Origin of the sequence: Gordonia oryzae (assembly GCF_003797185.1) — a bacterium.
GTDB classification, from domain to species: Bacteria; Actinomycetota; Actinomycetes; order Mycobacteriales; family Mycobacteriaceae; genus Gordonia; species Gordonia oryzae.
This window is the reverse complement of sequence record NZ_RKMH01000013.1, coordinates 76,091-94,545: the sequence shown is the minus strand read 5'-3', so window position 1 is coordinate 94,545 and position 18,455 is coordinate 76,091. Positions and strand designations below refer to the sequence as shown.

Below are 18,455 nucleotides of genomic sequence, written 5' to 3'. Positions count from 1 at the left end.
ACCATCGAAGGGAAATGACATGGGACTTAAGATTTCTCCGCAAGAGGCCAAGGCCAAGCTGTCTGACATCAAGGACAAGCGCGATCACGCCAAGCAACTCCTACAGAAGTTTGCCGACGCCGACGTCGAGATGACCGGCGGTGCATGGCAGGGTGATGCCTCGCACGTGCATCTCCAGAAGACCCACGCCAATCAAGAAGAGTTCGGCCAGATCATCGCGCTGCTCGATCGCACCGTCGATGCCGCAGAGACCGGTATCAACAACGCCGTCGCCGGCGACTCGCACTGAGCCGCATCTGTATTCCCATTCGCAGGCACTCACGACCAGGAGACCATCATGGCACAACAGATCACCTACAATCACGGCTCGATCGACACCACGCTCGGCGATCAGGCGTCGTACCTGAAGGCGGCCAACGAAGTTCGTGACGACATCAATGCGGTGTTCAACTCGCTCCTCGAGATCTACGAAGGCGAGGCTGCCACCACTCTGCAGCACGTCAAGTCGCAGATCGACCAGCAGCTCATCGACGCCTTCAACAATATGAACGACTCGACCAAGCATGCGGGTGAGCAGAACCAGATGATGCAGGCGCTCGACGCGAAGAACGCCTCGTTATTTAGCTGAGACCCACACATCGACGAATCCGGGCGTCCGACACTACGGTGTCGGGCGCCCGTGTCTGCTGTGTCACCATGCGTCTGGAGACTGCGTGCGGTGCTCAGTCCAGATCGTAAGAGGCGCCGACGTAGGCCATTTCGTTATCACTGGCCACCATCTCCACCACGACCGCTCCACTGCGGGTGGTGACACGAACTGTGTCGGATTCCCGATAAAGTTGGGCCAGTGTGACATCGGCCGAGTCCGACAACGGCGTCCCGATCGGATGCACGACCAGTGAGGTGACACCGGTGTTTACCGGCCGCGTGCGGATGCCGTCGAAGACGATCACCGAGTAGTTGGCCTCGGCCCCGGCATGCATCGCGCCACGGTCGAATTCGGCGACCCACAGTAAGTGGTTGTCGCCCACCGCAGCTACCATCTGCTGCCAGTGCGCCGGGCGTCCCGACGAGACGAGCACCCGCGCGCCGAGCGCGATGGCGCGCAAGACCACTTGTTGCACCAGGTGCAGGCTCCCCGCGATCTCGACGCGATCGATGGTCGGACCGAACATCGGCAGGGCGACGGCTCGTCCGCGTGGGTCGGCGCCGATGAGTTGGCCGCACCCCGATGCCGGGAGCCGTAGCTCATCGAAATCGGCAGGGCTGCCGTAGGTTGGGCGGACACCAACCGAGCGCGGGCGCGGGAGTGGCAGTGACCCGATCAGCGCGTCGTACTGATGTCCGCCCAACGGTGAGAGCCCGTCGAGATCGATACGGGTGGGCTGTGTGATCGTGTCGAAGCGGACCAGGCCCGTGGCCTCGATGAGGTCGTCCTCGGTGGTACGCAACGACAGAGCGAGAGTCGTGGTATGGGTGGGAACCGTCCACAGCCGATCAAGACCGGCGGAGGTTAGGATCGGTTGCTCGAGACCGTAACTGCGTAGATAAATCTGGCCGGACCGGCAGTTCTCCCAGGTCTCCTCGACCGTCTCCGGTGCGATGCCGTCGGACAGATGTGTGATGGATCGGGTGATCTCAGCCGCGGTCAGCGATCGCACGTCGAATCCGTCCTCGCGCAGGCGATTGGCCACCCGTCGCGTGCCGGTGACTGTGGTCTTGAGGATGCCCGTCGATCCGCCGCCGCGTCGTGCGACGGCCTCAGGACACAGTGTGGGATCCAGGCGGACGGTGAGCCACACCGACCGATGCGCGATGGCAGGCAGCGGGCCGAGTACCTCGTCGTAGACCGCCGCCACCGGACTGTTGCCGCGGGACCGGGAGCCGTTGATGTGGATATCGATGGCCGCCAACGTGATGTCGAACTGTCGAAGGCTCTCGGCGAGAACCCGGACCGGGATGCACACCGCATCGACGGTCGCGCCCGGTTCCAGAATGGTCAGTGCTTCCGGGGATTCGGCGATCTCGAGCATCGATACTAGAGCGTCACCGTCCCAGCGCATGCCGAACTGTGAGCCGTCGGAGGTGGTGATGTCGAAGGGATCGGAGACGGCCTGTGCGCGGCGTCGCCTGCGATCGTGCGACATTCGGAAGGACGCGCGCTCGCGCACCCGCTGCGCCATCGGGTGCCCGGACACCGGGATGAACCACACCGCGGTCAGCACCACCACGAGAGCGGCGATCCACCAGGGGATGCCGGTAGTTGCGATGACGACGAGCGCAACCAGCGCGATAAGCTCGACGACCAGGACGCACCAGGTCGGTGCGATGCGCCGCATCGCGCTCTGCGACGACGACCGCAACCTGGAGTCGCTGTGCGCGATCTGAGAGTGCGGGCCTGCCTGTACGACGGACGCGGTTGTCGATGACGTTGTCACCACGAGATCCTCCCCCCAACGACGGCAAGCGGTCGACGGCCCACGACACCAGACTTCGGGCTACGGTACCCTGGCCACTCGATTGTGGGTGCATCGTGTACGCCAATACGGTTGTTCGGATGGGGGTCTCATGCCGGCTCGCTTGACGACGCGGGCGCAGGTCAACGGATACCGTTTCCTGCTTCGGCGGCTCGAACACGCATTGATCCGTCGGGATTCACGGATGATCCACGACCCCATGCGCAGTCAGGTACGGGCCATGCTCGTCGGATTTGTGATCTGCGTGCTGCTGGTGGGCGCCTGCGCCGCGTTGGCGATTTTCAAACCGTCACCGTCACTGGGCAATTCCACGATCATCGCCTCACAGTCCTCGGGAGCGCTGTATGTCCGGTTCAACAACGAGTTGCATCCTGTGCTCAACCTCGCCTCCGCCCGCCTGATCGCGGGCAAACCCGACAATCCCGCCAAGGTCAAGGATTCCGATCTCGGATCGCTGCCCGCGGGCCCTACCCTAGGGATCATCGGTGCGCCGGCCTCAATCGCCAAGGCCGACGATCTGAGTCGTTCGGACTGGTCGGTGTGTGATTCGCAGACTCGATCCGGTGACGACGCCGCACCGTTCCGCACCGAGACCGTCGTGCTGTCCTCGGTGCCGGCCCTCAACGCCGACATTGGCGTCGCCCCGGCCGGTTCGGCTGCGATCACCGAAGACTCCGACGGTCACCACTTCCTGCTCTACGACGGCAAGCGTGCGCCGATCGATCCGACCGATCCGGTACTGATCAACGCTCTCAAGATCACCGACGCGTCGATGATCCGCGCCTCGGCGGGCCTGCTGAAATCCTTCCGCCCGGTGGCGCCGATCAGGCCAATCGTCATTCCCGACGCCGGTCGCCGGTCGTCGTTGTCGTTTCCCGAGCCCGTCGAGATCGGGTCGATCGTCAAGTCGGTCGAATCCGGCGGCACACGACAGTACGTGGTGCTCTCCGATGGTTTGGCCCCCGTCTCCGACGCCACGGCCGACATCATCCGTTACAGCAACGCAGGCCTGCTCGGCGATGCCATCGAGATGCCGCCCGCCGCACTGAATTCGCTACCGCAATCCGCTGCGCTGCCCGTCGACACCACCGACTATCCGTCTCAGGTGCCCCGATACACGTTGGGCGGATACTCGACGATCTGCACCCACTGGTCCGCGCCGAGCCTCTCCCAGAGCCCCACGGTGGAGATACTGGTCGGCAACCGGTTGCCCATCGGAGAGAACGCGCAGCCCAGTGCGCTCGTCAGCGCCGACGGCGACGGTCCGGCCGTCGACGCCGCCTACATTCCCCCGGGTACCGGCGAATACGTGCAGGCCGCGGGTGAGGGACGGGTCGCCGGCCAATTGTTCTACATCTCCGACACCGGATTGCGATACCCGATCCCGGACCCGAAAACCGCCGACGCACTCGGCGTTTCCGGCGTCCGCAGCGCCGACGGCAAGCAGACGCTGCCGCAGCTCGCGCCGTGGAATGTGGTGTCGCTCCTGCCCGCCGGACCTACTCTGTCGACCGACGCGGCACTCATCGCGCACGGCGGATATGACGGGAACACCGGCGCGGTACCGACGAGCCCGTCGGCGGCTGCCGGCGGGTGAGTACTCAGATGTCGAGTCCGCGCACCCAGCCGTAGATGCCCATGATCCAGGCGGCGAACGGGATGATCAGCCCGATCAGCAGATACTCCAGTAGTTCGACGTAGCGCCGGGCGATCGGTGAGAACTCGAATCGAGGGGCGACGACGCCGGCCGCGAAGACCAGTATCCCCAGCCCGACGGTCAGCAGGAACCCGTACTCGGCCCAATCATCCAGCAGCAGTGCGGATTTGACGATGATCGTCAGCGCGGCGAGTAGGCCGAGACCGATCATCGTCGCAGCCTGGCGCAGATCGTGATGGGTGCGTCCGCGCAAGCACAGGACTGCTGCCGCAAGGGCTGCGAACGCCGTTGCCTGCCAATAGAAGTGACCCGTGGAGGTGTCCACGCTGAGATACACCCCGACGACCACGGTGATCGCCGAGCCGACGAGGATTCCGGTCAGATAGGCATTGGCCCGATCGATCCGTTCGTTGAGGCCGTCGGCGGTCGGTACCGATCGCGAGGTTACCGCGTCGACTCCATGTACCGTGGGCTCGCCCCGGGTGTCGATGTCGTCGATGGGTTCGCCGGCGGTGGGGACAGGGGGTACTGGCAGCTTGGCCAGCGTGATGGTCAGTCTGGGCGCGATCGACACCGCGATCACCGCGACCACCGTCAGTACCGCACCGACCTGACGCTGTGTGACGTCGAAGCGGTTCCAGCACACCGAGGCGATGCCGAGGAACACGGTTAGCGTGATCACCGTGGCGTGTAGCGAGCGATTAAACCCGCTGATCTGGAAGGCCAGGAACGAGATCAATGCCGTGATTCCTACCGCCATCGGTAAGGTTACCGACCCCACCGCACCGGGTAACAGCCGCAACGAGCCGGCGAACACCAGCGGCAGTGCGCATGCGGCGGTAGCGCCGGTGGCGTACTGGTCGGACAGTCCGCGCCCGGCGTAGGCGGAGAAGATGATAAGCCCCGCGGCGAACGCCGTGGCCGCAATGGGCACACACACCGGCGGGTTCCCACTGGCGAGAAGCAGTACCAACAGGCCGATGGTCGCGATGCCCGCGACGCCGAAGGCGGCGAACCGTCGTCGTGCGGTGCCCCATTCGGGCATTCGTGAGCGCCGGTGTGTTGCGTTGGCTTCGTCCTCGACGTCGTCGAAAAGCATCGTAGGCGGATGTTCGCCGACTCTGCGGACTGATAGGACATCGCCCTCTCGGAACCCGGCCTCGTCTAGCGAGCGTGTGTCGTCCACGCCGGGACGCCCGAGAGCCGCCAGGGTACACAGGCCAGGCGTGTCGTCGAAGAGTTCGAGGCGTTCACCGTCGATGGGGGCGGCGGCGATGAGACGATCGTTGATCAGTCGTAGGACATCGGGCATGAATGCCCGGATGTCGACATTTCCCGGAACGCCGACATCTAGGGTCAACGACCCCAAAAGCAAGGTCACCCGGGTCAGTTCCGGTTCACTCGCGGACTCCGCTTCGAGGTCGTCGAGTGGCTGCAGCGACGGGGGAAGTGTCATCTGGACGGGTGGTCCTTTCGGCTGATGGCCCTGAGCTTCGCTAACGTCATAGAGTACTGGCAAGCACCGAAGGGGAGGACCTCAGTTCGGTCAGTGAATCGACACCTGGGTAGCGAGGGGTACGTGGGAACTGAAGGATTTGTGCGGCGGCCGCGGATCGCCGCGCCCAAGACACCGGGCGGCGAGGTCGATCTGCAGGCGCCCCCGGAAGTCCCGCGTGTCATCCCGGGCAGTCTGCTGATGAAGCTGTTGCCGGTGGTGATGGTCGTCGCGGTGGTGGGGATGATTGCGATGATGTTCACCGTTGGCGGCCGCAGCCTTGCGACCAACCCGATGATGATGATGTTTCCGATGATGATGGTCATGTCGATGGTGGGCATGTTCGTCGGCGGCGGCAGCCAACGGGCCGGAAAAGCGGCCGCGGAACTCGACGAGGAACGCAAAGACTACTTCCGATACCTGGGCAATCTTCGTGAGGACGTCGACGCCACCGGCGAGGAGCAGCGCGCGGCACTCGAGTGGACACACCCGGACCCGCGCATTCTGATCGACGTGGCCGGATCGCGACGCATGTGGGAACGGCGTCCCGACGACGCCGACTTCTGTCATGCCCGGGTTGGGGTGGGCACCCAGCGACTCGCCACCCGATTGCTGGCACCCGAGACCGGCCCCACCGAGGACCTCGAGCCGGTCTCGACGGTGGCGTTGCGTAGGTTCGTTCGGACGCATGCGGTGGTGCATTCGTTGCCGACCGCGGTCAGTCTGCGACGATTCCCTGCGGTCAACATCGAGGGTGACAGGATGTTGACGCGGTCGTTGGTGCGCGCGATGATGCTGGAACTGTGTCTGTTCCACAGTCCTGATCACGTGCAGATCGCAGTGGTCACCGCCAATCCCGATGGCGCGGTGTGGCAATGGCTCAAATGGCTGCCCCACGCGCAGAATGCCGCCCACGTCGACGGCATCGGTCCGATGCGCATGGTGTTCTCGTCACTGTCGAAGTTCGAGGCGGTGATGGGTACCGAGCTCAGCGAGCGGGGACGATTTTCGCGCAACGCGTCTCCGAATCAAACGGTCAAACAGATGATCGTGGTTCTCGATGACGGTTATGTCTCCGGTGACGAGCGCCTGGTCACCGAGGCCGGCCTTGAATCGGTGACCGTGCTTGATCTCAACGCACCCAAGGACGGGCTCGCGGCACGGCGCGGCCTGCAGTTGCTCGTCGGCGCCGGCACGATCGCAGCGCGCGGGCCTGCCGGAGTGGAGAGGTTCGGGGTTCCTGATTCGCTCAGCGTCGCCGAGGCCGAGGCGGCCGCCCGGCGGATCGGGCGGTACCGGCCCGCCAACGCCGCCCAGCACGTTGTCAGCCTGGAGGCCGAAGTCCGTGGCAACGCGATCGATCCCGGCTTGATGGCGATGCTCAAGATCCCCGACGCCGCCCAGATCATCCCCGAAGAGATCTGGCGGCCTCGCTCGCCGCGCGAACGCCTGCGCGTTCCGATCGGTATTACCCCAAACGGTCAGCCCATGGAACTCGACATCAAGGAGGCCGCAGAATACGGCATGGGCCCGCACGGCCTGTGTATCGGCGCAACGGGTTCGGGCAAATCGGAATTCTTACGTACGCTGGTGTTGTCGATGATCACCTCGCATTCACCGGAGGCGCTCAACCTGGTTCTCGTCGACTTCAAGGGTGGCGCCACCTTCCTCGGATTGGACCAGGCGCCGCACGTTGCGGCAGTGATTACCAACCTCGAAGAAGAGATCACCATGGTCGACCGCATGCGTGATGCGCTTTCCGGAGAGATGAATCGGCGTCAAGAACTGCTGCGTCGCGCCGGAAACTACGCCAACGTGGGCGATTACGAACGGGCCCGGGCCAACGGAGCCTCTTTGGATCCGCTACCCGCGTTGTTCATCGTGGTCGACGAGTTCTCCGAGCTTCTGTCCCAAAAGCCGGATTTTGCCGAGTTGTTCGTGATGATCGGCCGATTGGGGCGGTCGCTGCACATGCATCTACTGCTGGCCTCCCAGCGCCTCGAAGAGGGCAAGCTCCGTGGGCTGGACTCACATCTGTCATATCGGATTGGCTTGAAGACATTCTCTGCCGGCGAGTCCCGCCAGGTACTCGGGGTGCCCGACGCTTACCACCTGCCGTCGGTACCGGGGTCGGCATTCCTCAAGTCCGATGCCGACGAGCCTAAGCGTTTCAACGCCTCGTACGTGTCGGGGCCTTATGTGAAGCCTCGCGCCCAGCTCGGCGGTGCGCGGCACTCGGAGTTGGGAGCGCTTGCGCCCAAACTGTTCACCGTCGGTCACGTGGACAAACCGACAGTGCCAGAGGCTTCGTCGACGCTCACCGCCGCCGAGCAGGCCGACCTCGACCGCTACGAGTCCGAACTCAAGGCAGCCGAATCCGGCAACACGCCCTCGCTGCTCGATGTGGTGGTCGCGCGGCTGAAGGGACATGGACGGCCCGCACACGAGGTCTGGTTGCCGCCGCTGGACGACAGTCCGGCGGTCAACGAGTTGCTGCCGGGCCCCGATTGGCGCGATCCGGCGAACATCAACGGGGCACTGTGGATGCCGATCGGCATCCTCGACCGCCCCTACGATCAGCGCCGCGACGTGTTGAGTATCGATTTGTCCGGTGCTGCGGGCAATGTGGCGATCGTGGGCGGACCGCAGTCCGGCAAGTCCACCGCACTGCGCACCATGATCGTCGCAGGCGCACTGACCCACACACCCGAGCAACTCCAGTTCTACTGCCTGGACTTCGGTGGTGGCACGTTGGTGAGTTTGCAGAATCTCCCGCACGTCGGCGGTGTCGCCGGGCGAATGGACCGCGACAAGGTCAACCGCACGGTCGCCGAGGTCTCCACGGTGCTGCGCGAGCGCGAAGAACGTTTCCGCGAGTTGGGTATCGAATCGATGCGCGACTTCCGGCAACGCAAGGCGCGCCTGGCCGCCCTGTCGCCGGCCGAGCGCGCCGCGGACCCGCTCAGCGCCGATCTGCACGGCGACGTCGTCCTCGTCGTCGACGGATGGGCGTCGATCCGCAGCGACTTCGAGGCGCTGGAATCCCAACTCGTCGACATCGCTCTGCAGGGCCTGTCCTACGGTGTGCACCTCGCCGTGTCGGCGTCGCGGTGGATGGAGGTCCGGGCGAACGTGAAAGACATGCTCGGTACCCGCATCGAGCTGAAACTCGGTGATTCGTCCGACTCGGAGATGGGACGTAAAGCACAAGAGGCCATTCCGGAGAGTCGGCCTGGCCGGGGGATCGGGCGTGAGCGTCTGCACCTGCTGATCGGCCTGCCGCGCATCGACTCCGACTCTTCGGTGGACTCCCTTCCCGAGGGGGTGCAGACGATGGTCGCCCAGATGACGGAATTCTACGGCGCCCGGCGCGCGCCGCAGGTGCGCACGCTACCCGATCGACTCGACCCGGTGCCGGTGCTGTCGCGCGCGGAGCGGGAGGGCTCGCTCTCCAAGTCGCGCATCGCGATCGGCATCGACGAGGCGGCACTCGCACCGGTCGTCGTGGACTTCGAGGCGCAGGCGCACCTCGTCGTGTTCGCCGAGGCCGAGGCGGGTAAGACAACCCTGTTGCGCAATATCGCCGAAGGTGTCATGCGCAACGCCACGCCAGACGAGGCGAAGGTCATCATGATCGACTACCGCCGCGGACTGCTCGGTGTCATCGAAGGTGAACAACTCGGCGGTTACGCCACCGCCGAGGACTCGGCGACCACGATGATGGCCAACCTCGCCGGCCTGCTCAAACTCCGCCTCCCACCCGACGACGTCACCCAGCAGCAACTCAAGGAGCGCTCATGGTGGTCGGGCCCCGATGTCTACCTGCTCATCGACGACTACGACCTGATTGTCACCGCCACCAACAACCCGTTGGCGCCCGTGGTGCCCTACCTGCCGCAGGCCCGCGACATCGGCCTGCGGGTGGTGGTGACGCGCCGGGTCGGCGGAGCCGGCCGCGCCCTGTACGACCCGTTTGTCGGACGCCTGAAGGACTTGTCCTGCAACGGCCTGATCATGGGTGGTACAAAAGACGAAGGTCCGTTACTGGGCAACTTCCGGCCGCATCCCATGCCGCCGGGACGAGGAATGTTCATCTCGCGGACGCAGAGTTCGGGGATGATCCAGTTGATGATGTGATGACGGGGAGGAATCTCGATGGGTAATGGAGATCTGCCGGACGACGCTTTCGGGCCGGCGCTGCGGGACAAGTCGCTGACGCTTCATATTGATCCCGGAGTGCGGAACGCGGTGACCGCGGCCCGAACGTCGCTGGAGAGCTTCTTGCAGGCCGGTCTGGATCCCAACGTGCCCTTCCTCAACGATGCACTCGGTGACTCCGACGAAGCCAAGGCCGTCAAGACCTTTCTCCAAGACAAGCGGAAAGAACTGAGCGATGAGATGTCGGCGCAGGCGCATTCGGTCGACGAGATTCATACGTTGATGCAGTACTCGTTGGGAACATTGGCCCGTCAAGATTCCGATGGGTAATCTTGGTCGCGATAGTCTTCTTGCTAAGGCGATAGCCGAACTGCAAAGCAGCCGCAACGCACTGGCCAATCCGCCCGCGAACGCCGCCGATCCGGTCGGTTGGCGGCGTATGGACGCCAACATGAATCGACTTAACCGAGAAGCGCGACCGGAGGGCAAACAGTTCTCGCCATCACCGGTGTCTGCGACGGATTGGCGTAGCAAGTCCTACGACGAGATGAAGAAAGTCAAAGATTCGTTCGACGGCAAACAAGGTCAGTTGGATGCCATCTCGATTGCGTGGCGCAGTTTTGGCGAGAAGTGGGCTTCCGAAATGGAGCAGTACAACACCGCCGTGTCAAATATCACTGCGAGTAGCTGGGTGGGTGACACCGCTGAATTGGCAAGCGCTGCGGTCAGCGGCTTTGTGGGAGGCTTTCCGGAGAGTATTCGGGATTACGCCAACGAGATGTCGGACCGCATCGCCGGGCTCGCGGCCAACTTCAGATTCGCTGCCAACAATTTTCCCACGATTGATGGCGACACCAAATATCGTAACCATGAGTTCACCGGAGAGACCTGGTTCGGACTGAGTGACTATTACCAACACAACGAGTCGGTCGACCGATACAACCGTGGTTGGACGTGGGGCGAGTTTTTGTGGGGCAGCGGTGGGGAGAGTGGGTTCGACACGGTGAAAGCGATGGTCGACAAGGTTTTCAAGGCCACCTCGCAAGCATCCTACCTGTTGGCAAACAACTACTCCACCCCGCTTCAGGAATCAGTGCAGAACTTGAGGCACTTTCAGTCGGCAGGGGCAGCCCCAACAGGGGCGCCCGGCGGATCTGGCCCCGGCGGCGTGCCGCAGTCCGGCGGTGGGGGCACCGCCGGTGGGGGCACCGCCGGTGGGGGCACCGGTGCTGGTGGTGGTGGACAATCGGTGTCCGCGCCAGACCTCGAGAAGTCACTCGACGCCATGATGAAGAAGACGGCGGCCCAGAACGTCGGTAGTCCCTCGTCGGATAATCCGCTGTCGCAGGTCGGCAACACTGCTTCATCAATGCTGAGTTCACTTGGGTCCCAAGCCTCGCAGTCGGCACAACAGGCGATTTCGCAAGCTCAGCAGACCGCGGAACAACTTGCGCAGAAGACCGCAGGCGAAGTGCCCAACATCGCTGAGCCGACGGGATTTCCTAATGGAGTCACCCCGGTGTCGTCGGCGACCCCTGCCGGAGGAGGTGGAGGTCAAGGCCGTGGCACGGGCGGAGGTGGTGGCGGTTCCGGTGCGCCGAGCGCCACCAATCCGCCGTCGGAGCGCACGACGAAGACCGGGACCACGAAGTCCACCTCCACTGGTGCTCGTCCGTCGGCAGGAATCGCACAGACCGCACAGGGCACCACCGGGCCGGGCGCCGGTGCCCCCGGAGCGGGTGGTCGTGGTGCTGGAGGCGGCGGCGACAAAGTTCACAAGGTACTCAAGGCATTGCGCACGCGCGTCAACGGCGAGGAGATTGCGGGTCCGGAGATCAGTTCTGTCTCTGCGGAGTCGGCAATCGAGGGGGATGTCAACGCTGCGCCCGGAGGCGACGACGGAACCCGCGCCTGATGGTGTCACCGATATGGCGGATGAGACCATTCGCCTTCAAAATGATGTGGCAGCACGTCAACGAGGAGTACTTGCCCTACCCACTCGGCGTGCGGCCTACCTCGGCAACGACTGCTGAGCATCGACACGAACAGATCGAAGCGATCGATGAAGCGATCACGACCCTGTCCGAATGGTACGAGCCGGCGCTTGTGGCCTTGACGAGTCCGGAAGTCCGGGTCGAGATCTTCGGACCTCGGAATGGCGAGTTGTTTCGCGCACATGTCGGAGTGCGAGGTGGCATCGCTTGTCTCGCAACGCAGGAGCCCGGCCGCGATCCCGACATCGGCGGTGAGATAACCCTGCGTGCGCTCCATACGGGAGATGTGGGCAGAGCGCTGGCGAAGACGTTGGGCACTTCTGTGGTCGGGACTCCGCAGGAGTGGCGATTCACCGGTTCTTCGGCAGGTCCCGACGAACTCGCGATGGAGCGAGAACTCGATGCGGTCATGGCCAAGGGAATCCTGGCAGTTCTCCCTGTGGGTGTGCTTCCCGGTCCGATGGTCGACTGGAGTGCCGACGAGGGCGCCCACACCTTCGACATCGTGAGTGTTCGAGACCATGGCGACCTGATCGTCAACAGGGCTGCCAGGCAAGTGGTCTCAGCGACTCCGGAGCGCACGGCGAGGGCATTCGACACCTACGTCGCCGCCGTCAGGAAGATCTACGAAGGTCGCCGTTGAGGTGACTCAGTTCGACGGCAACGTCATGCTGGGGTAGGTGATGTGAGGGGGTAGCGGCCGCATGGACACGGTCCACCCGCCGTCGGTGACATGAACCTTGATCGTTTGCGCGGCTTCACCGACCACCTCGGCGGTGCAAGTGAAGTTCGCCCCGACCGTGGTGGGTGGTTGTTGCGGGCAGGTGATGGAGCTGACGTTGCCGGCGCCGTAGACGGACTTCGCATCCATCGTGACCTCGCTCATCAACTCAGTGCGATCGTGACTGCTGGAGTGGTCGGTGGCACTTCCGATCAGCAGCACCACCACCGTCACCACCACTGCGGTGATCACTGCCACCGCAACCACGATGCCTCCGATGATGAGCGGCTTCCGGTTCTTCTTAGGATGTTGCGGCGCAGGCCACGCAGAACCACCCGGCCCGGTGTGAGGTCCCCAGCCCGGACCGCCCTGTAGAGACTGGGGAGCGGGCCCGAATCCGGTCGACGGTCCTGCGGCGTGACCTTGTTCGTGGTACGGACCCGTCATGATGTTCCCCCAAGCCTTCGACATTGTGTGGTCTCCGGTGTCCAACGCCCCGCCGACCGGCACCGAGATTACCAGCGTCCCAAGCATTCAGCGCCGCGATCTCCACAAGCCGCTGCGGACCCGACATCTACGGCATTTCCGACGTCTCGCCGGTATCGGTGACGTGAACGACGTGACTGTTGTGCCCGGTGCGGGCGTACACGCGATATCCGGCGGCCACCCGCTCGATCATCAGCCGTCGGGGGTCGACCTCGATGTTCCGGCAGGCCAACCAGATCAGGGCCGCATCGGTCGCGGCGGCCGGTGCGAGTACGGGTGCGGTGGCGGGAGGAACGACGCCGGTGGCGCAGAACCGGACTGCCCAGGGTGGCAAGTCGATTCCGTTGACTTCTGCTTCGGCGCGATAATCGCTGGGGCGCATCAGGTCCACCGGAGGTGGTGCTATATCCGGTGATGTCGGGAGGAATGCGCCGCCTTCGTCGGTGATGACGATTTCGGCTCGCCACCAGGGCATTGCGTTGCGGGCATCGAGAGTGCGTAGCCGGTGTAGCGCGGGTATCCGTACCGGAGCGCAGATCCCCACGTCACCGTCGCCGCGCGTGACCCGTAACGTGGCGCGGGCTGCTCCGGCTGCGGCGCACAAGGTTCCGGTAATCGACGTCCAGCCGGGCGGTGCGGCGAGGATGAGGCTGTCGAGTACCGCTTGTCGAAGTGTCTCCACAGACTCGGTGGTGTCGACGCGCTGGGTGCGTAGCCAGTCGGCGACGAAACTTCCTCGGAGCGTTTCGGGATCGGCCGGCATCCCGATGGTGGCCATTAGCCACGGAAGACGTTGGGCGTCAAGGGTTCCTATGGTGTGATCGGCTCCGGGAAGGCAGCCGGCGAGAAGTGATCCGGTACGTGTCGGGTCGTCGAGACCGACCCGATTCATGCTCATGGCCGCGATACCCAGAACGCCCTCGACGGTGGGCCGGCCATCGAGTAGTTCGTCGATGCGCACGCGCACCGCGCGGATCGCGACGTGCAGCATCTCGTCGATATCTTTGGGGGAGTGGCGGTCTCGGATGGTGTTCCACCGCGCGTTGCGCTTGTCCGGGGCGCAGCCCGCCGCCAGAACGGCCAACTCTCGCAACCATCGGTCGGCGACCACCGGATCGATGACGGCACTCACCGCACGTGGTCTTCGACCGCGGCAGACCATGCCGGCTCGGCGCGGAGCCGGAAGTCGAGGAAGTCGGCGTCGTCGACGGGGGCGAGGAATCCGCAGAAGAACATCATCGTCTGTGCGCGAGAAGCCCATTCGGGACAATCACGCAGACGCAGACCGGTCCGGATGAGGTCGGCGGCGTGCTCGGGTTCGAGGGTGGGCGCGCCGAGAAAGCGCCGCAGATGCGGGGCGAGGGTCGCTGACGCGCCGGCCAGCGTCGCCGCCGCCGGGTCGTCACCGAGCGCGACGCGCAGCAGTGTCTCACCGATCATCGTCACCTGCACCGCCACTTCGGGGTCGAGGCGTTGCGAGAGTGCGCCGAAGCCGTCGGCATCGTCGGCGTTGACCGCAGACCGAATGCGGTACACCGCATCCCATCCTCGCTCGGAGAACACACCGACCCCGCTCACCTCAGTCCGGCTTTCCGGGGGCCGATGATCGCGGCGGGCCTAACCCACGGGTCGCCGGTGGTGGAGTCGTAGCCATGACGCTGTTCAAAGGCAACGCGGAACTCTTCGTCGGAATGCGCCGGGAACCCTGCGCGCGTGGGATAGATCCGACAGTCGTCGCCGACGTAGAACCGTGGTGAACCCACGATCAATTGATCGAACGGGGTGTCCGGTGGCTGGTACATGAACACCCGATAGCCGACCGGCAGCCGCACCGCGACGAGCATGCGGGTGTTGAACCGGGGCCCGAGACCTCGTTCGGCTGCCTTGCGCCGAACGATGTCGAGTGCCTCGGCGGGCCCGGCGACCGGCCGTTGCCCCGAGCCGTAATCGATGGTGCCCTCGGTCAGATAGCTGCGGAGCCAGCCGGGGGTGTCCTCGGCCAACGGTCCAGGTGGTAGCTCTGCATAGAAGTCGCTGATACGCAACAACTGTGAGGGGTGCGGCGTCGTGTTGCGGTTCATCACTGCCAACTCGGCACCGGTGTCGGAGGCTTCAATGTGCCCAAGCCATGACAGTCCATGCGCCTCGCGGTATCCGATGAGGTCGGGCATGAGGATGAGTGTGGTGAAAACCGCCTCGGATTCGGCCGGCGTCGTGACGGACAAGTTGGCCAATAGCTGACCCGTCGCCATGGTCACCGTGCCCTCGAAGCTGATCCAGTCCTCGGGGCATGCCCGGTCCAGGGAGCCGAGGATCAGCATCACGAAGTCTTCGCCGGTGAAGTCCGCGCCGGAAGTGATGTTGTCGTGGCGCCACCTACGCAGTGACTGTTCTCGGGCTCCTTCCGGGTCGGCCGGGAGTGTGAGCCCCCACACCAGCTCGAGGAGCGCGACGACATCCGGGCTGGTCACGGCGGCCTCGTCGTGCGAGGCGATCGCCGTGAGCAGTCGGTAGAGGTGTGCGCGCGTGTAGCCCTGCGGTAGGAGCAGTTGGTGCTCGAGCAACCCGGCGATGAGCCACAGCTGGTTCTCCGTCGGGTTGCCGTCGCACATGCGTTGCAGGCGGACCTGCAGAGCGGTCATCGCGACGGCAATCATCACCTCGCCGTCCTCGTCGGGCAGGGTCAGCAAGTCCTCTTCGATCGGCCACCGATCTCGTTGCCCCCGAGCCGAACTCACGAGCGTCAAGACCGACCATGCCCTGTCGAAGCTCAGTGGTGTGGGAATCATGGCTTCATCGCCCTGGCCCACACCGGCTCGAGGTCGTCGCGTAGCCGGTCCTCGGCGGCGCCGTCGGGCATCAGGAATCCGACCAGCGTCGCGAGGATCACCGGTCGGTTCACCCAGTCGGGTAACGGATTTCCGGCCATCAGGGGCGAGAGAATGTCGACGACGTGATTGACGGTCAACGCATGACGGGTGTCGAAGCGCGCGAGGTGACGGTGCAGGGTGCGCGCAGTCAGTCGTATCGTCTCGGGCGACGGATGGGTACCGGTGTACTGCGCAAGCAGGGTGGGTGCCATCATGCCCAACTGTCGAGCCTGCTCGACGTCGACCTGCCCGACCAGCGCGGAGACCGCGTCAACGTCACCGTCCCGGACGGCGGCGCGCAGGTCGTAGACCATCTCCCATCCCGCGTGCGGGAATACCGAGTGGGCGGTGCTCATGCGCTCACCCTATCCAGTTCTGCTGATGTGTGGCGCACCGCGTCACCATGATTGGGCGAGGTCCAGGACGGTGAATCCCTCCGCCGGCGAGGCGGGAGGATGGGGCAACGAGGTCAGCAGCTCGGGGCGGATGTCGCCGGAGCCGACCTGCCCGACGTAGTCGGTTGCGGCGTGCGCGCTCACCTCGATGCCGGCCTGGGCCAAGGTCTGCCGGACCAACTCGGCGGTCGTCGTGGAGGTCCAGACCCCGGGGACGGCAGGCGTGAGCTCGGCGATCGGGGTCCATTCCGGTGGGCCGGTCAGGTGTGCTCGGGACCACTGGCCATCGGACCACCAGTAGCAGAAGGTCAGCATCCCGGCGGCCGCGCGCTCGTCGAGGACGATGTTGCTGACCCAGGCGGGCGCGCCGCGATAGAAGTCCGGTGGTTCGAGCTGTCCGAGGTACGCGGCGGTCATCAGCGCCGAATGATCGGAGCCGCCGGAGAGCACGGCTCGACCGCGGGGCAGTCGGGTGAGCGTGCAACCGCCGAGTTCGCCGCGGAAGATCCCGACTGAGCTCGTCATGCGCGGCCCGTCGAAGGCATCGACCGAGGCGAAGATCGCCGACAGCGCTGCAAACCGCGGCCACAGCAGGGGCAGAGGCGGCAGTTCATCGGCAGAGTACACGCACTGTGCCGGCGGTGCTTCGGCGGCCACCGACGCCGCACGCAGCTGGGCGCCGGTGGCGTGGATATGTGCGAGTAACCACAACGGGGTGGCAACCCCGGCGGACATGCTGACGTCGGTCAGGTAGCTGGCCGGTGGGAACAGCAGATGGTCGGGCGGGGCGCCGACGAAGCCGTCGAATGCCGCGATCTGTGGTTGCTGTCCGCGATGCTCGGTGATCCGCAGCCACATCCACGGCGCGCCGCCTGCGGTGAGTTCGCGGTGTGCCGCGGCGGCACGCAGCACCGCCGGATCAACGGCGAGCGGCAGCAGTCGTCCGTCGGGTAATTCGACGGCCGCGCGGGTGCGGTGTTCGTTGGCGGCGATGGCGATCTCGGCGATATAGAACGACCAGGCCGGCGGCAGCGTGTCATGCATTCCACCGACAACCTCACCGAGGAGCATCTCGGGGCTACGGTCGGCCCCCGCGCGGGTGGCCGGTTGCTCGGTGTCGCCGCCCATGTCACGGAAACCCCAGTCCAGCGATACGTCGTCGGCGGATTCGGGGGTCGGCGATGAGGTCATGGGTCTCCCTCGGGAGGCGTGTTTGGTGGTGGTCGGACGTCGTGATCGTAGGGTCTGGCGTCTCGGGAGGCTAGCGGCGGTCATTCGCCTGTGGAAGTATTGCGGTCAACTGTGCAGAGCACCTACTTGGGGGACGTGTGACGACGGCGGACGACGGACTCGGATTCGATTTCCACGAACTGATGGCCAGCGCACAAGAGCAACTCACCGCGATTCGGGAGGTGCAGCGGCGTCGGGCCCAGCTGATGGCACATGCCACCGTCGCCGACCGGACGGTCACGGTGCACGTCAACGCCCAAGGCGTGGTGATCAAGACCGAGATCGACCCCGACTTCCTCGACGATCACGATCTCGAGGATCTGTCGGGGTTTGTCACCCAGGCGGCCCAACAGGCCGCCGCGAAGGTCGCCCGTGAGGGTGAAGCCCTGATGGAATCGGTGCGCCGAGCGGGCGCGACACTTCCGTCGCTGTCCGAAGTCATCGACGGTGCACCCGATTTGCGTGATTTCGCGATCACTCCCGAACAGATCTCGACGGCGCCACCGGGCTCGGCCGAGCGGTCGACGGCCCGTCATCCGGGCGCCGGTCGCTGGACGTGACCCGACGACGAACACCCCATCTGCCCGCGGCCGGCGCACAGTGATGTCCACCGGCATCGACACCCCGAAGGAACGACCATGGCTGACCTAGGAGTCACACCCGCGGCATTGCGTGCCGCTGCTGCGCATCTCGCCGCCACGAGCAGTAATCTCGGCGAGGTGTTGTCGAGTCTCGAGTCCAGTCTGGCCGGCGAAGGCGCGCCGTGGGGCGACGATGAACCCGGCACCCAGTTCGCCACCGGCGGTGCGGGCGGCGGCTATCTGGGGCAGAAGCAGAGTGTGTCCGAAGCGATCTCGGCGAAGGTCGACCTGCTCACCACCTACTCCGAGGGATTGCGGAACACCGCTGACAACCTCGAGGGCGGCGACACGGCCGGGACGTGAACCTCAGCGCTGACCACCGCCGCGAGAC

At 64.9% G+C, this 18,455-nt stretch carries 17 protein-coding genes; 9 read left to right on the top strand and 8 right to left on the bottom strand.

Annotated features, from left to right (window positions below):
* Positions 1-19: 19 nt before the first annotated feature.
* On the top strand, positions 20-289 hold the full coding sequence (locus tag EF294_RS16715; protein ID WP_123932105.1) for a hypothetical protein: 270 nt from the start codon (positions 20-22) through the stop codon (positions 287-289).
* Positions 290-337: 48 nt separating this feature from the next.
* Positions 338-628, top strand: coding sequence for a hypothetical protein (locus EF294_RS16710; protein WP_006372859.1), 291 nt, complete (start codon positions 338-340; stop codon positions 626-628).
* Between the two features lie 94 nt (positions 629-722).
* On the opposite strand, the gene eccE is transcribed toward EF294_RS16710, so the two are convergent.
* Positions 723-2,438 carry a type VII secretion protein EccE gene (gene eccE, locus EF294_RS16705; RefSeq protein WP_246007917.1) on the bottom strand — a complete coding sequence of 572 codons (1,716 nt, stop codon included), beginning with the start codon at positions 2,436-2,438 and terminating at the stop codon, positions 723-725.
* A gap of 130 nt (positions 2,439-2,568) precedes the next feature.
* On the opposite strand from eccE, the gene eccB reads away from it, so the two are divergent.
* Positions 2,569-4,074 (top strand): type VII secretion protein EccB, encoded by a 1,506-nt coding sequence (eccB, locus tag EF294_RS16700; protein ID WP_123932101.1) that lies wholly within the window; start codon positions 2,569-2,571, stop codon positions 4,072-4,074.
* 4 nt (positions 4,075-4,078) lie between these two features.
* Here eccB and eccD read toward each other — a convergent pair whose 3' ends face one another.
* The gene (gene eccD, locus EF294_RS16695) at positions 4,079-5,590 is read right to left on the bottom strand and encodes a type VII secretion integral membrane protein EccD (protein WP_123932099.1); all 1,512 of its coding nucleotides are present in this window, start codon (positions 5,588-5,590) and stop codon (positions 4,079-4,081) included.
* Positions 5,591-5,713: 123 nt separating this feature from the next.
* Here eccD and eccCa point away from each other — a divergent pair, with 123 nt between their 5' ends.
* The 4 genes from eccCa to EF294_RS16670 are packed head-to-tail and all read left to right on the top strand — an operon-like array spanning position 5,714 to position 12,424.
* Positions 5,714-9,766, top strand: coding sequence for a type VII secretion protein EccCa (gene eccCa / locus EF294_RS16690; protein ID WP_123932097.1), 4,053 nt, complete (start codon positions 5,714-5,716; stop codon positions 9,764-9,766).
* A gap of 18 nt (positions 9,767-9,784) precedes the next feature.
* Positions 9,785-10,117 (top strand): hypothetical protein, encoded by a 333-nt coding sequence (locus EF294_RS16685; protein WP_123932095.1) that lies wholly within the window; start codon positions 9,785-9,787, stop codon positions 10,115-10,117.
* Positions 10,110-11,702 carry a hypothetical protein gene (locus tag EF294_RS21535; protein WP_185091129.1) on the top strand — a complete coding sequence of 531 codons (1,593 nt, stop codon included), beginning with the start codon at positions 10,110-10,112 and terminating at the stop codon, positions 11,700-11,702. The genes EF294_RS16685 and EF294_RS21535 overlap by 8 nt, the downstream gene beginning before the upstream one ends.
* 20 nt (positions 11,703-11,722) lie before the next feature.
* Positions 11,723-12,424 carry an ESX secretion-associated protein EspG gene (locus EF294_RS16670; protein WP_246007916.1) on the top strand — a complete coding sequence of 234 codons (702 nt, stop codon included), beginning with the start codon at positions 11,723-11,725 and terminating at the stop codon, positions 12,422-12,424.
* Between the two features lie 6 nt (positions 12,425-12,430).
* On the opposite strand, the gene EF294_RS16665 is transcribed toward EF294_RS16670, so the two are convergent.
* From EF294_RS16665 to EF294_RS16640, 6 genes are all read right to left on the bottom strand, one after another.
* Positions 12,431-12,760: a DUF4333 domain-containing protein gene (locus EF294_RS16665; RefSeq protein ID WP_246007915.1), complete on the bottom strand. Its 330-nt coding sequence runs from the start codon at positions 12,758-12,760 to the stop codon at positions 12,431-12,433.
* Positions 12,761-13,076: 316 nt separating this feature from the next.
* On the bottom strand, positions 13,077-14,120 hold the full coding sequence (locus tag EF294_RS16660; RefSeq protein ID WP_123932085.1) for a hypothetical protein: 1,044 nt from the start codon (positions 14,118-14,120) through the stop codon (positions 13,077-13,079).
* On the bottom strand, positions 14,117-14,551 hold the full coding sequence (locus EF294_RS16655; protein WP_246007914.1) for a hypothetical protein: 435 nt from the start codon (positions 14,549-14,551) through the stop codon (positions 14,117-14,119). Before EF294_RS16655 ends, EF294_RS16660 begins: the two co-directional genes overlap by 4 nt.
* An 11-nt stretch (positions 14,552-14,562) precedes the next feature.
* The gene (locus EF294_RS16650) at positions 14,563-15,777 is read right to left on the bottom strand and encodes a hypothetical protein (protein ID WP_123932081.1); all 1,215 of its coding nucleotides are present in this window, start codon (positions 15,775-15,777) and stop codon (positions 14,563-14,565) included.
* Complete coding sequence (locus EF294_RS16645) at positions 15,774-16,214, bottom strand: hypothetical protein (RefSeq protein ID WP_123932079.1); 441 nt, start codon at positions 16,212-16,214, stop codon at positions 15,774-15,776. Before EF294_RS16645 ends, EF294_RS16650 begins: the two co-directional genes overlap by 4 nt.
* Before the next feature lie 42 nt (positions 16,215-16,256).
* Entirely contained in the window at positions 16,257-17,444 is a 1,188-nt protein-coding gene (locus EF294_RS16640; RefSeq protein WP_123932077.1) for a hypothetical protein, read from the bottom strand.
* Between the two features lie 137 nt (positions 17,445-17,581).
* Between EF294_RS16640 and EF294_RS16635 the strand changes: the two genes are divergently transcribed.
* Positions 17,582-18,043, top strand: coding sequence for a YbaB/EbfC family nucleoid-associated protein (locus EF294_RS16635; RefSeq protein ID WP_123932075.1), 462 nt, complete (start codon positions 17,582-17,584; stop codon positions 18,041-18,043).
* A gap of 78 nt (positions 18,044-18,121) precedes the next feature.
* Positions 18,122-18,427 carry a hypothetical protein gene (locus EF294_RS16630; protein ID WP_006372844.1) on the top strand — a complete coding sequence of 102 codons (306 nt, stop codon included), beginning with the start codon at positions 18,122-18,124 and terminating at the stop codon, positions 18,425-18,427.
* Positions 18,428-18,455: the final 28 nt, after the last annotated feature.

What these genes read in the sequence shown, in the direction of transcription:
- eccD (WP_123932099.1), bottom strand. Translation starts at nt 5,590, where the DNA reads ATGACACTTCCCCCGTCGCTGCAGCCACTCGACGACCTCGAAGCGGAG.
- EF294_RS16715 (WP_123932105.1), top strand. Translation starts at nt 20, where the DNA reads ATGGGACTTAAGATTTCTCCGCAAGAGGCCAAGGCCAAGCTGTCTGAC.
- EF294_RS16670 (WP_246007916.1), top strand. Translation starts at nt 11,723, where the DNA reads ATGAGACCATTCGCCTTCAAAATGATGTGGCAGCACGTCAACGAGGAG.
- EF294_RS21535 (WP_185091129.1), top strand. Translation starts at nt 10,110, where the DNA reads ATGGGTAATCTTGGTCGCGATAGTCTTCTTGCTAAGGCGATAGCCGAA.
- EF294_RS16630 (WP_006372844.1), top strand. Translation starts at nt 18,122, where the DNA reads ATGGCTGACCTAGGAGTCACACCCGCGGCATTGCGTGCCGCTGCTGCG.
- eccB (WP_123932101.1), top strand. Translation starts at nt 2,569, where the DNA reads ATGCCGGCTCGCTTGACGACGCGGGCGCAGGTCAACGGATACCGTTTC.
- EF294_RS16650 (WP_123932081.1), bottom strand. Translation starts at nt 15,777, where the DNA reads ATGATTCCCACACCACTGAGCTTCGACAGGGCATGGTCGGTCTTGACG.
- EF294_RS16685 (WP_123932095.1), top strand. Translation starts at nt 9,785, where the DNA reads ATGGGTAATGGAGATCTGCCGGACGACGCTTTCGGGCCGGCGCTGCGG.
- EF294_RS16640 (WP_123932077.1), bottom strand. Translation starts at nt 17,444, where the DNA reads ATGACCTCATCGCCGACCCCCGAATCCGCCGACGACGTATCGCTGGAC.
- EF294_RS16710 (WP_006372859.1), top strand. Translation starts at nt 338, where the DNA reads ATGGCACAACAGATCACCTACAATCACGGCTCGATCGACACCACGCTC.
- EF294_RS16645 (WP_123932079.1), bottom strand. Translation starts at nt 16,214, where the DNA reads ATGAGCACCGCCCACTCGGTATTCCCGCACGCGGGATGGGAGATGGTC.